This window comes from Pseudomonas sp. B21-054 (assembly GCF_026016345.1).
Lineage (GTDB): Bacteria > Pseudomonadota > Gammaproteobacteria > Pseudomonadales > Pseudomonadaceae > Aquipseudomonas.
On sequence record NZ_CP087204.1, the window covers coordinates 5,858,606 to 5,871,653 of the forward strand.

Annotated in this window: 12 protein-coding genes; 1 reads left to right on the forward strand and 11 read right to left on the reverse strand. The window is 61.4% G+C overall.

Annotation, left to right across the window (positions count from 1 at the left end; all coding sequences use genetic code 11):
• Window positions 1-698 precede the first annotated feature (698 nt).
• Genes thiO through LOY70_RS25460 form a run of 7 tightly spaced genes read right to left on the reverse strand, consistent with a single transcriptional unit; the run spans window position 699 to window position 7,502 of the window.
• Window positions 699-1,799: a glycine oxidase ThiO gene (gene thiO, locus LOY70_RS25430; protein WP_265030364.1), complete on the reverse strand. Its 1,101-nt coding sequence runs from the start codon at window positions 1,797-1,799 to the stop codon at window positions 699-701.
• 56 nt (window positions 1,800-1,855) lie between these two features.
• A complete protein-coding gene (locus LOY70_RS25435; protein WP_265030366.1) occupies window positions 1,856-2,260 on the reverse strand; it encodes a type IV pilin protein in 405 nt (134 codons plus the stop codon).
• Between the two features lie 10 nt (window positions 2,261-2,270).
• Window positions 2,271-5,384, reverse strand: a complete 3,114-nt coding sequence (locus LOY70_RS25440; protein WP_265030368.1) for a pilus assembly protein — start codon at window positions 5,382-5,384, stop codon at window positions 2,271-2,273.
• Window positions 5,371-5,850 (reverse strand): PilX N-terminal domain-containing pilus assembly protein, encoded by a 480-nt coding sequence (locus LOY70_RS25445; protein WP_265030370.1) that lies wholly within the window; start codon window positions 5,848-5,850, stop codon window positions 5,371-5,373. The genes LOY70_RS25440 and LOY70_RS25445 overlap by 14 nt, the downstream gene beginning before the upstream one ends.
• A 10-nt stretch (window positions 5,851-5,860) precedes the next feature.
• Window positions 5,861-6,574 (reverse strand): PilW family protein, encoded by a 714-nt coding sequence (locus tag LOY70_RS25450; protein WP_265030372.1) that lies wholly within the window; start codon window positions 6,572-6,574, stop codon window positions 5,861-5,863.
• A complete protein-coding gene (pilV, locus tag LOY70_RS25455; protein ID WP_265030374.1) occupies window positions 6,571-7,032 on the reverse strand; it encodes a type IV pilus modification protein PilV in 462 nt (153 codons plus the stop codon). The genes LOY70_RS25450 and pilV overlap by 4 nt, the downstream gene beginning before the upstream one ends.
• Window positions 7,029-7,502, reverse strand: a complete 474-nt coding sequence (locus LOY70_RS25460) for a GspH/FimT family pseudopilin (RefSeq protein WP_265030376.1) — start codon at window positions 7,500-7,502, stop codon at window positions 7,029-7,031. The genes pilV and LOY70_RS25460 overlap by 4 nt, the downstream gene beginning before the upstream one ends.
• Before the next feature lie 126 nt (window positions 7,503-7,628).
• Between LOY70_RS25460 and LOY70_RS25465 the strand changes: the two genes are divergently transcribed.
• Entirely contained in the window at window positions 7,629-8,144 is a 516-nt protein-coding gene (locus tag LOY70_RS25465; protein WP_265030378.1) for a GspH/FimT family pseudopilin, read from the forward strand.
• Here LOY70_RS25465 and ispH read toward each other — a convergent pair.
• From ispH to ileS, 4 genes are all read right to left on the reverse strand, one after another.
• A complete protein-coding gene (ispH, locus tag LOY70_RS25470) occupies window positions 8,121-9,068 on the reverse strand; it encodes a 4-hydroxy-3-methylbut-2-enyl diphosphate reductase (RefSeq protein ID WP_265030379.1) in 948 nt (315 codons plus the stop codon). The genes LOY70_RS25465 and ispH overlap by 24 nt on opposite strands.
• Before the next feature lie 192 nt (window positions 9,069-9,260).
• Window positions 9,261-9,698: an FKBP-type peptidyl-prolyl cis-trans isomerase gene (gene fkpB, locus LOY70_RS25475; protein ID WP_123344851.1), complete on the reverse strand. Its 438-nt coding sequence runs from the start codon at window positions 9,696-9,698 to the stop codon at window positions 9,261-9,263.
• Window positions 9,691-10,215, reverse strand: a complete 525-nt coding sequence (gene lspA, locus LOY70_RS25480; protein ID WP_265030382.1) for a signal peptidase II — start codon at window positions 10,213-10,215, stop codon at window positions 9,691-9,693. The genes fkpB and lspA overlap by 8 nt, the downstream gene beginning before the upstream one ends.
• Window positions 10,208-13,039 (reverse strand): isoleucine--tRNA ligase, encoded by a 2,832-nt coding sequence (gene ileS, locus LOY70_RS25485; protein ID WP_265030384.1) that lies wholly within the window; start codon window positions 13,037-13,039, stop codon window positions 10,208-10,210. The genes lspA and ileS overlap by 8 nt, the downstream gene beginning before the upstream one ends.
• Between the last annotated feature and the right edge of the window lie 9 nt (window positions 13,040-13,048).

The window sequence follows — 13,048 nt, forward strand, 5'->3', positions numbered from 1 at the left end:
AACGTCCACTGCGAGGCGGCCTGATAGCCGGCCTGGTTTGGGTGGGATCGCGTTCCTCCTGTGGGAGCAGGCTTGCTCGCGAAGGCGATGTCACTGTCGATGAGGATGTTGCGTTTGCTGACTTCATCGCGAGCAAGCTCGCTCCCACAAGGGATGTGTGGCGTATACAAAATTTGTGGCTGTTGAAGGTCTAAATGTGGGAGCGAGCTTGCTCGCGATGACGGTAGGAAATCCAACCGCGATGTCACGGAATTACCATTATCGTGAACAGGCTGAGGCTATGAAGACGCGACCGCAGTCAACCAGGATGTCGTTTGTACTGGCCTCTTCGCGAGCAAGCCCGCTCCCACAATTGGGTCGGAGTACGACAAAAGAGACAGGTCGGCTATAAGGCCGCCTCGCGTCGGACGTTGATCTCGACGCCCCATTAACCACGATGGCCGAACGTAGGTATTGCGCAGTGGGCATCTCGGCATGGATGCCGAGGTAGCCGCGCTGGGCCATGGATGGCCCTTCGCGGCGGCCCACGGAGCGATGCCTGCGTTCGGGCATGCCGAGCCTAGGCGAGGCACCGAGTGGTGGGGCACAAGCGTTTTGCTTACTTTTGCGCTTCTCAAAAGTGAGCCGCCGTAAGGGCGGAACCCTAAGTAGCCGTTACCGCAGCAACGGATATGTACTCAGTAAAAAAATCCCCGAACCTACAACCGCCCCGCCGGCGCATAAGGCACAGGATCAATCACCGCCTCCCGCCCCAACATCAGATCCGTAAACAACCGACACGACGCAGGCGCCAACACCAACCCATTGCGATAATGCCCACAATTCAACCACAGCCCCGCAACCCCCGGCACTTCGCCAATATAGGGAATACCCTCCGGAGACCCAGGCCGCAGCCCAGCCCAATGCCCAACCACCTCAGCCCCCGCCAGCGCCGGAATCAACTGCTGCGCCGAAGCCTTCAAACTGTCCAAAGCAGCCTCAGTCGGCGTTTTGTCGAAGCCCTCACGCTCCAGCGTACTGCCAACCAGAATATGCCCATCACGACGCGGAATCGCATAACGCCCCTTGGCCAACACCATGCTCGATAAAAAATCCGACGCACACTTGTACAAAATCATCTGGCCCTTGACCGGCTCGACCGGCAACTTCAGCCCCAGCGTCTTGAGCAATTCACCGCTCCAGGCACCTGCGGCCAGCACCACCTGATCGCCATGCATCGGCCCTACCGAGCTGTCCACCCCGACGACACGCTCACCCTCGCGAATAAACCCACTGACTTCACAGTGCTCATGAATCGTGACATTGGGCAGCGCCAGCAAGGCAGCCTTGAGGGATTTCACCAAGCGCGGATTACGCACGTTGGCCACATCGGCCATGTAGATCGCCCGGGAAAAACCAGGACCCAGTACCGGCACGGCATCATGAACAGAGGAGATATCCACAGCCCGCAGCGGACGCCCTTCCCGCTCCGCCCAGGCCAGCGCCTCATCCTGATCGTCCAGGTCCAGCCAATACAGGCCGGTGACATGCACTTGTGGATCGATCCCGGTGGCGGCGAACAGACGCTGGCCCAACTGTGGATAAAAATCCTGCGACCAATGGGCCAACGCGGTGACCGCCGGGCTATAGCGCCACGGGTACAGCGGCGAAACGATACCGCCGCCGGCCCAGGACGATTCCTGGCCGAGACTGGAACGGTCCAGCAGCACCACTCGCTGCCCTTCGGACGCCAGATTGAACGCCGTCAGCAGGCCGATGACTCCGCCGCCGACAATCACCACTTGCTGTTGCCTGGTCATGTTCTGATTCGACTCATAAGACAGAGGGCGCGAGACAGCACCCGAATGAAAGAAACTCAGCGGCCCCAGCAATCCTTGGTGGTCACCCCGGCGGCGGCGTTTTCAACGGTTCGTGCACCCGTATTGGTGATCTTGAAGTCACCGCATTTGTCCGTCGCCATGGACGAGCCACTCTTGCGCACGGCGGTCAGGGTGAAACTCTGCTCCGTCAGCGCCCGGTTGATGGTGTAGAAATCATTCCCGCCGCTCAGGCCGGGCGTCTCATTGCTGTAGACATTGTTCTTCGAATAATAACGCTCGAGAATCTGCACCTGCTGCGACAACAGCCCGGCGATTTCAGTGCGTCGGCCTTTCTTCATGTATTCGGTCAGGCTTGGATAGCCGACGGTGATCACGATACCGATGATCGCAATCACGATCATGATTTCGATCAAGGTGAAACCCCGGTTGGATCTGCGCATACCTTATCTCTCACTGTATTTGACGCCACATGATGCGACGGCTGCCGCCCACGGTTTTTTCCAGCAACTCGGTGATGTTGCCGCTGGAGTCGTTGACGATCATGTTGGTGGCCCCGCTGGCGCTGACGACGGCACTCAAGGTCGGGATACCGCCGGTGAAGACCACCCCGCTGGAAATCGTGTCGAGGGTATTGAGCGCACCGTCACCGTTGGTATCGAGCACCGCGTAGTTGAGCATCTTACCGTTGAACGCATCCACTTCGATCAGTTTGCCGGTACCGAAGCTGGCGCACGGGTCGGTGGTGTCCACGGCGGCCGTGGTAAAGACCACGCGCCCGCTCACCAGATTGGCCGGGTTGATCACCCGCTCCCCAGTCAGCACGTTGTTGTACACCAGGGGCAGGTACCAGCCCTTTTTCGAAGGATAAGCCACGTCGTTCTGGCTGGTGGTTACGAACTGCCCCGTGGTGCCTGAGAACACCCCGGTGATGGACTGCGCCTGCAGGCTCGACACAGTGATTTGCCCGGCGCCGCCGGTGGCGTCCCAGATCGAGTAGAACCCTTGCAGGTCCTTGTTGAGTTTGTCCGCCGTTTCGTTGAACTTGCCGGTGCCGAAAAATACCTGGGTACCGCCCTGCGGATTGGCTGCCAGCAACGGTTGAACGGTGATCGGCTGGGTCGCGCCACCGGACGTGGTGAACAACGGCTGGCCGGAAAACGCGACGCCCCATGTGGTCGGGGAAGTACCACTGAGGTCGAACTTCCACATCCGCCCTCTCAAGTCGCCCCCGTACGCTGCCTGAACCACGTTCTGGGAGTTGACCCGCAGCTTGACCGACGACAGGCCGTTATTGGTCTCGCTGCTGTTGATGACGATTTTGCGGATCAACGAACCGTCGCGGATATCCACCACGTACAGCGCCGCCACACCGCTGTTGCTGCCATAGCCATTGGAGATGAACGCCGCCCAGCGTCCATCCGCCAGGCGGGCGACTTCGGGGCGGGCGTAGGCGTAGCCCAGATCATTGAAGGCGTTGGCCGTATTGGCAACGGTCGGTGCGCTGATTTCCCACAGCGCCCGAAGTGCATTGCCCGCCGCCGCATCGAACAACTGGACCGCGAAGAACGTCTTGCCTCCGGCGCCAGTGCCGCCCACGGCCACCGTCTTCCAGGCACTTCCCGACTGCGTATCGAATACGCCAATCTGGCCATCCACCAGAAACTTGTGGCTCACGCCATTGACGTAATTGGTGTCGGCAATGTTCACCAGCGAGGGCAGCACGCTCGACGGCATGTAGGCGTAACGCCGCGTACCGTTGGCGCTGTTGATGACACTGAAAAAACCGTCGTTGGCGTTCACCACCAGGTTGGCGCTCATGTTCGTCGCCTTGGTCGTCAGATACGTGCTGTAGCTGGTGTCGTTGAGCAAATCCGCGGCGGTCTGCTCATTAGGCGATGCCAGCACCAGTGGCGAGTTGATGATGTCCCCCAGCAATACACTGCGCACCTTCAAGCCGGTTTTATTGACGCCCTTGCTCCATTCCACCAGATCGTTGCCGGTGATTCCCGTGGGCAGATTCTGGCTGAGGCTGGTTTGCTGGATGGGTGAAAAGTTAGCGTAGGCCAGGGTGACCGGCACGTTGGTTGCGGTATTCCACGACTGATAAATCGGTGCCGTGGCACCGGGCACGATGGCCGTGTCGGTGGTCCATTGCGCTGCGGCCCTATTGACCGTGCCGGCCGAGGTAAAACCGAACGCCCGGATGGTCCCGCGCCAGTCCTTGGGGTCATACGTGGTCTGGTAGTAGCTGGAGGTACTGGACAACGTGGCGGCATTGGTCGTGCCAGCGCCCCCGGATCCAGCCTTGGAGGTGATGTCGCTCAGGGCAGAGGCCAACGCAGAGTTGAGACCTTCGCTGTCGGTCGCCGGATAGTATTTACCCGCGCCGTAACGGGCGGCGTCGGACAGCATCGGGTTGGTAACGGCAAACCCCACGGTGTAGGTATTGAGGTACTGCCGGGGAAAATCCGTGGCGTTCCAGCTCTGGCCGGTGGCATCGGTGCCGGTGGACCGCATGTCGATGTCGAAGGCGAACTTGGCGATGTCGTCCAGGTACAGCGTGTCGCCCTCGCTGTCACCACTGGGGTTGTCGCCATCGTTGGTGCTGATGCCATCCCAGTTGGGCAGCCGGGCGCCACCCGTTGGGGTACCCTGCGGGTCGTTGGTGGGGAACGTCCGGTCATAGGTGGGCAAGCCGTCGGTGATCACCACGCCGAAGTTTTTCTGGCAACGGTACTGGATCGGGCTGGTGTAGGTGCTCGGCGTGCCGTTGTAGTACGGCGCCATGCCCCTGAAGTAACGGGTGACTTCGTAATAACTCTCGGCCAGCGGCGTATTCGCGACAGCGCCCAGCGCGTTGATGGCGTTGATCAGGGCGCTGTAGTTGGTGTTGGCCTGGGTCTGGGTCACGCTGCCGGTGACCGGTGACAGGTCGCTGATAGCGCGGGCGATGTAGCCCCCCGGACCGGAATTGCTGCTGTTGGGCGGGTTGAAGGTGGCAAGACCAATGCGCAAGGCGCGGTTAGCGGCGACCAAGTCGTTGGAGACCTCCCGTGCCACGTTGATTCGATAGTCGTTGGGAATCGTGCCGGTGGTGAAATCCCGGCTTGAACCGTTGGCCAGGGTCACCAGATACGCCAGGTACTTGGCCGTGTAACGGGTATTGCCGCTCCCCACTGGGTCAGGTAGCCGCAGACAGACCCGGCCAACGCTGGGTCGATAGAAACCGTACCAGCCAGACGAGCAACCGCCACGCAACAGACCTACCAACAGGATGTTCGAATCCTCCAAGTCGAGCTCATACCTGTCGTTACAGTTGTTACTGGCGCTGCAGGCATAAGTGCGCGTCTGTGTCGCCGCCGGATCAAACCCCGCCGCCCAGATGATGTTATTCATACTCCCCGAATCATCGATCAGCAGCATCACGTTCGGCGTAACCGCAGCCGCACTCAACAGCGGCGAATCCGAGGGTGTGAACGCATACGCCGGGGCCGCCAGGTAAAGGCTGAGCAGCGCGCCCCACAGCGCCTGCGTCCAATGGCGGCGTACCTTAGTACTTCGCATAAATGCTCTCCACCACGCTGCGCTGGTTATTCCCCACCACAGCCACCGCCGTGATCCTGTAAAGCGTCGCCGACGTATTGCTGGGCACATTGACCGCCGCGAGCGTGGTGCCGATGTTCTGCACCCCATAAAACCCGCCAGCGGCGGCGACCCAGGTCACTCCCGAAGAAGAATAACGTCCCGCCGCGTTAACGGTGGCCGACTCAGGCGGCGGCGCGCATTGGCTAGTGGAGGTACAGACTGGCAAGGAATAGGTCTCGACCTGCACCGCACTCTCGCCCATCCTCAGCGCCGCTTCGGCGATCTGGAAAGACTGGTTGCGCAGCATGACGCTGCTGGTCATCTTTTCCTGGAGGGTGGCGCTCTGCATCGACGACAGGCCGATCAGCGTCAGCAGCAGCAGGAAGACCAAACTGACCAGCAAGGCCATGCCGCGCTGGCGGTGCTGGATGGACGTCGTATTCATCAAGCGCCCCTCACAAGAGCCGGTTGCGCAAAGCGGCAACCACGTTGAAGGTCTGCTCGCGCACGGCGTTCTTCGGATCGAAGAGCGTCAGGGTCAGGCGCACGCTGCGAATCAGGGCCGGATCCGTTGGGTTGCTGCTGTAACTCGACGCCGCGGTATCCGACGCGCTAGCGGCCATGCCGAACGTCACGTTGAACGTTCGCACGTTGTCTACCAGCACCGCCTGGGTCGGGTTGCCGGCACCGGTGCCCATCAGCAACTGGTTGTTGCTGAAGCTGTAGACCAGGCGCCGTATCGGGAACGCCAGCTGCCCGCTCGCGGGTGCCCGCACGCCGGTGTAGGCGGTGGCCGAGGTGCGGCAATCGGAGACGACGGTCCAGGTCGGCGCACCACCGCCACTGCCGACATCCGTCGTCACCAGGGTCAGCTTCAGGTTGGCGTTGTCCCAACGGATCGGCGTGATCTGGCTGGCGTTGAAATCTCCCGCCGTGGAAGCATCGGTAATGGCTCCCAGGCAACCGAACATGCCCACCATGCGCAGCTCCTGGACCATTTTGCTCAGGGCGAACCGGGCATCCTCCTGTATCACCGCCGCGGCACCCTGGCTGACGTAGGTGTTTTTGGCCGCAATGAAAATCTGCACGACGCCCAGCACGACGATCAGGCTGAGCACCAGCGCGATCATCAATTCAATCAGACCGAATCCCCGGCAATGCCTGCTCATGGCGGCGTCCCCAGCGGGTCGACGGCGGCACGACTGGTCAGTACAAAGCTGCGTCGCGCCTCGGCCGCGTCGGTCGTGTTGGCGGCCCGGGTGTCGTCCCAGGAAATGGTGATGGTGTAGACCCGCTGGTTCAGCGCAACGGTGCCAGTGGCCGTGGCTCCGCCGAAGGCAACGATGTTGGTCTTGAAATCGTAGAGATCCTGGTCCCGCGCCACGTTGAGATTGGGTGAATTGGGCGGCGTGATGGTGTAGTCGGCGCCGGAGTTGGCGCGGATGCGGTCCAGCATGTCATAGGCGATGAAGCTGGCCTGGCTGGTCATGCGCGAGCTGTCGGTGTACTTGAGGGCATTGAGCTGGATCATCGCCGCCCCCAGCATGCCCACGCCGAGGATCAGCACCGCCACCAGCACCTCGATCAGCGTCATGCCTGCCTGTGCCCTGTTACTGCAACCCTTCATCCGCACCCACCACCCAATACGATTCGTCCATTGAGGCAAACACTCAGCGTCCTGCTCTGCGCCCCCCTTACATAATTGAAACTCACCGGCATGGCCAGGGCCGACAACCCGCCAAAACTGTTGAAATCGATGCTGGTCACCTCCAAGCTTAGTGTCAGAGTGACGCCGCTGCCCATCGCTGGAATAACCCGCAACACAGTGGGCGACGAGCCAGTACTGTCGTACACCGTGAGTTCGCTGCTCCAGGCCCCGCCCTCGGCCGTGGGGCGAATTCGAATGGTGGTGCCCCGATCGATCGCCTCCATCCGGGCGAAGTTCAGTGCCCGACGCAGATCGCCGATCTCGGTATCGGCCTTGGTGCTTTGCATCGATCCGGTAAACGCCGGTACCGCCATCGTGATCAGGATCAGCAGCACACCCAAGGCCACCAACACCTCGATCAGCGTGAAACCTTTTGTACGAGGATCCATCGGTGCCCTCCGTTGCCGTCGGCTATACCTGCTTCTACACGCTAGAACAAACCACCGCCGTGTGCGTAACACCACAATGAGCCATTAATCTTGAATCCGCTTCACATTCTCCAGGGAGGAGAGGTCATGCACCAACAGGGCTTCAGCCTGATCGAGCTGCTTATGGGACTGGCGATTGCGGCAATTGTTCTGCCGTGGGCCTGCGCAAGCTATACAGCGCTGGTCGAAGCCAGCGAACGCAAAGACGCCGCGCAGTTGCTGGCCAGTGGTTTGCGTAGCGCCCGCAGCGAAGCCATCACGCGCAACCGGACCGTCGTGATCAGGGGGATAGACAACGATTGGGGCCGAGGCTGGCGGATCACCCTGGACGACAAGGAAAAGACATTGCTGATGGAGCACAGCGGCCGCGCGCGAGTGATTGGCAACTGGCCGGTGAAGCGTTCGGTGAGGTTCGGCAGCCAAGGGCAAGCGCTGCTGCCCAGCGACGCATTCCAGGCCGGCACGCTGCATGTCTGCGCCAGACGCGAGCCGATCAGTCACCATCAGGTGGTGCTGGCGCGTAGCGGACGCATCAGCCTGCGCAGCGAGAAAGCCGAACAGGCCTTGTGCGAAAAAGGCTTAAAGCAGGGAACGAACGCGTAGTTCCTTGGGCATGGAGAAGGTGATGTTCTCCTCGCGACCGGCCAGTTCATCGGCACCGGTGGCGCCCCAGGCCTGCAATTGCTGGATCACGCCGCGTACCAACACTTCTGGCGCGGAAGCACCGGCGGTGATGCCGATACGCTCGACGCCATCGAACCAACTGCGCTGCATGTCCTCGGCACCGTCGATCAGGTAGGCCGGGGTGTCCATGCGCTCAGCCAGTTCGCGCAAGCGATTGGAGTTGGAGCTGTTCGGGCTGCCGACCACCAGCACCACGTCGCACTCGTTCGCCAGTTGCTTGACCGCGTCTTGACGGTTTTGGGTGGCGTAGCAGATGTCGTCCTTGCGTGGGCCACCAATGGCCGGAAAGCGGGAGCGCAGGGCGTCGATCACACGGCTGGTGTCGTCCATGGACAGGGTGGTCTGGGTGACAAACGCCAGGCTCTCGGGGTTACGCACCTGCAAGGCCGCAACGTCCTCCTCGTCTTCGACCAGGTAGATCGCCCCGCCGTTGCTGGCGTCGTACTGGCCCATGGTGCCTTCGACTTCCGGATGGCCTTCGTGGCCGATCAGGATGCATTCACGACCGTCACGGCTGTAGCGCGCGACTTCGATATGCACCTTGGTCACCAGTGGGCACGTCGCGTCGAAGACTTTCAGGCCACGGCCGGCGGCTTCGGTGCGCACCGCCTGGGAAACCCCGTGGGCGCTGAAGATCACAATGACGTCGTCAGGGACCTGGTCCAGTTCCTCGACGAAAATGGCGCCGCGGCTACGCAGGTCTTCGACGACGAATTTGTTGTGGACCACTTCGTGGCGCACGTAGATCGGCGGCCCGAAGACTTCCAGGGCGCGGTTGACGATTTCGATCGCCCGGTCCACACCGGCGCAGAAGCCACGGGGGTTGGCGAGTTTGATTTGCATGCTATGCCTCGTGTCTTGCGCGCAAGAAATTGAATCAGTGCTTGTCGATCAAGCAAAAAAACCCGAAAACAATGGAGATCCCATGTGGGAGCGGGCTTGCTCGCGAAAGCGGAGTGTCAGTCAGCACAGATATTGGATGTGCCGACGCTTTCGCGAGCAAGCCCGCTCCCACACTAAACCGCATTCACTCAGTTACAACGCCTTGACGTCGAGGATTTCCACTTCGAAGTTCAAGGTCTTGCCCGCCAACGGATGGTTGAAATCCACGGTTACCTGGGCATCGTCGAACGCCTTTACCACACCCGGCAGCTCGGTGTTGGCGGCGTCGTTGAAGATCACCAGCAGGCCCAGGGATAACTCCATGTCCTGGAACTGGGAGCGTGGCATGGTCTGCACGTTTTGCGGGTTGGGCTGACCAAAGGCGTTTTCCGGTGGCACGACTACGGTGCGCTTGTCGCCGGCCTTGAAACCGAAGATCGCCGCTTCGAAGCCTGGCAGCAGGTTGCCGTCGCCGACCTTGAACACCGCCGGGGCCTTGTCGAAGGTGCTGTCGACGGTGTCGCCGTTTTCCAGGTGCAGGGCGAAGTGAAGCTTCACTTCAGTGTTTTGAGCGATACGCTGCTCAGTCATGGACGGCTTCTCCGGTTTTCTTGCTCTTGAACATGTCCAGGGCGAGCATCACGGCGCCCACGGTGATGGCGCTGTCGGCAAAGTTGAACGCCGGGAAATACCAGCGGTTCTGCCAATGCACCAGGATGAAATCGATCACGTGGCCGAGGGCAATTCGGTCGTAAAGATTGCCCAGTGCGCCACCGAGCACCAACGCCAACGCCACGGCCAACCAGGTCTCGTCGCGGCCCAGGCGTTTGAGCCAGACCACCAGCACGCCACTGACCACGATGGCGATCAGGGCGAACAGCCAGCGCTGCCAGCCCGAACTGTCGGCCAGGAAGCTGAACGCTGCACCCGTGTTGTAGGCCAGGGTCCAGCTGAAATAGTCAGGGATGACCACGATCTGCTGGTACATGGTCAGCGAGCCTTCGAAGTAGAACTTGCTGGCCTGGTCGATGACCAGTACCAGCACGCTCAACCAAAGCCAGCTCAGCCGTCCGAAACGGCCCGCTGCGTTAGGCGCCACATTAGGCATAGTGGCGAACCTCACCGGTGCCGCTGATGTTGTCGACACAACGCCCGCAGATTTCCGGATGCTCCGGGTTCACGCCGACGTCTTCGCGGCAGTGCCAGCAGCGGGCGCACTTGGTGTGGCTCGACTTGACGATCTTGAGCTTCAGGCCGCTGACTTCAGTGACCACCGCATCGGCCGGCGCCTGCACCAACGGCGCGACACTGGCGGTGGAAGTGATCAGCACGAAGCGCAGCTCGTTGCCCAGCTTGGCCAGGTCGCTGCTCAGGGCTTCTTCAGCGTAGAGGGTCACTTCGGCCTGCAGGTTGCCACCGACGGCCTTGGCCGCGCGCTGGATCTCCATTTCCTTGTTGACCGCGGTCTTGACCGCCATGATCCGGTCCCAGTACGCACGGTCCAGCTCGAAGCCGGCCGGCAATTCGGTCAGGCCTTCGTACCAGGTGTTGAGCATCACCGACTCGTTGCGCTCGCCCGGCAGGTATTGCCACAGCTCATCGGCGGTGAACGCCAGGATCGGCGCGATCCAGCGCACCAGCGCTTCGCTGATATGGAACAGCGCGGTCTGGCACGAACGACGGGCCTTGCTGTTGGCGCCGGTGGTGTACTGGCGGTCCTTGATGATGTCGAGGTAGAAACCACCGAGCTCCTGCACACAGAAGTTGTGGATCTTGGAGTAGACATTCCAGAAGCGGTACTCGCCGTAGTGCTCCTGCAATTCGCGTTGCAGCAACAGGGTACGGTCCACGGCCCAACGGTCCAGCGCGAGCATGTCTTCGGCCGGCAGCAGGTCGGTGGCCGGGTTGAAGCCGGTCAGGTTCGAGAGCAGGAAGCGCGCGGTGTTACGGATCCGCCGGTAGGCGTCCGCGCTGCGCTGCAGGATCTGCTCGGAAACGGCCATCTCGCCGGAATAGTCGGTGGACGCCACCCACAGACGCATGATGTCGGCGCCCAGAGTGTCGTTGACCTTTTGCGGCGCGATCACGTTGCCCAGGGACTTGGACATCTTGCGGCCAGACTCATCGACAGTGAAACCGTGGGTCAGCAACTCGCGGTACGGCGCGTGGTTGTCGATGGCGCAACCGGTCAGCAACGACGAGTGGAACCAACCGCGGTGCTGGTCCGAACCTTCCAAGTACAGGTCGGCACGCGGGCCGGTCTCGTGGCCCATCGGGTGCGAACCGCGCAGCACGTGCCAATGGGTGGTACCGGAGTCGAACCAGACGTCCAGGGTATCGCTGATCTTGTCGTACAGCGGCGCTTCGTCGCCCAGCAGCTCGGCGGCATCCATCTTGAACCAGGCTTCGATGCCTTCGACTTCGACGCGCTTGGCCACCGCTTCCATCAGCTCGACGGTGCGCGGGTGCAGCTCACCGCTTTCCTTGTTCAGGAAGAACGGGATCGGCACGCCCCAGTTACGCTGGCGGGAGATGCACCAGTCCGGACGGTTGGCGATCATCGAGTGCAGGCGCGCCTGGCCCCAGGCCGGCACGAACTGGGTCTCTTCGATGGCCTTGAGCGAACGCTGGCGCAGGGTGTCGCCGCTGGTGGGCTGCTTGTCCATGCCGATGAACCACTGCGCGGTGGCGCGGTAGATCAGCGGGGTCTTGTGGCGCCAGCAGTGCATGTAGCTGTGTTCGATGACGGTGGTGTGCAGCAACGCGCCGACTTCGGTCAGCTTGTCGACGATGGCCGGGTTGGCTTTCCAGATGAACTGGCCGCCGAAGAACTCCAGCGACGGCACGTACACGCCATTGCTCTGCACCGGGTTGAGGATGTCGTCGTTGACCATGCCGTATTTCTTGCAGGTCACGAAGTCGTCGACGCCATAGGCCGGCGCGGAGTGAACCACACCCGTGCCAGCGCCCAGCTCCACGTAGTCGGCCAGGTACACCGGCGACAGGCGGTCATAGAACGGATGACGGAAATTGATCAGCTCCAGCGCCGAACCCGGCGTGGTGGCGACCACCGAGCCTTCGAGGTTGTAGCGGGCCAGGCAGGACTCGACCAGTTCTTCGGCCAGCACCAGCAGCTTGTCGCCGACGTCGACCAGGGCGTAGTTGAATTCCGGATGGACGTTCAGCGCCTGGTTGGCCGGGATGGTCCACGGGGTGGTGGTCCAGATCACGATCGACGCCGGCTTGCCCAGCTTGCCCAGGCCGAACGCGGCGGCGAGATTGTCTTCATCGGCAATCGGGAACGCGACGTCGATGGTCGAGGACTTCTTGTTCTCGTACTCGACTTCCGCCTCGGCCAGGGCCGAACCGCAATCGAAGCACCAGTTCACCGGCTTGAGGCCCTTGAACACGAAGCCGCCCTCGACGATTTTCGCCAGGGCACGGATTTCTCCGGCTTCGTTCTTGAAATCCATGGTCTTGTACGGGTTGGCGAAGTCGCCCAGCACGCCGAGGCGGATGAATTCGGACTTCTGCCCTTCGATCTGCTCGGTGGCGTAGGCACGGCACAGCTCGCGGGTCTTGTCCGCGCCCAGGTTCTTGCCGTGGGTCACTTCCACCTTGTGCTCGATCGGCAGGCCATGGCAGTCCCAACCCGGGACATACGGCGCATCAAAACCCGACAGGGTCTTGGAGCGGATGATCATGTCCTTGAGAATCTTGTTCAGCGCGTGACCGATGTGAATGGTGCCGTTGGCGTACGGAGGGCCGTCGTGCAGGACGAACTTCGGACGATCCTTGCCAATTTCGCGCAACTTTCCGTACAGGCCAATGCTGTCCCAACGCTGCAGAATCTGTGGTTCGCGCTGAGGCAGGCCGGCCTTCATAGGGAAGGCGGTGTCCGGAAGGTTTAGCGTGGCTTTATAGTCGGTCATTTAAGGCTC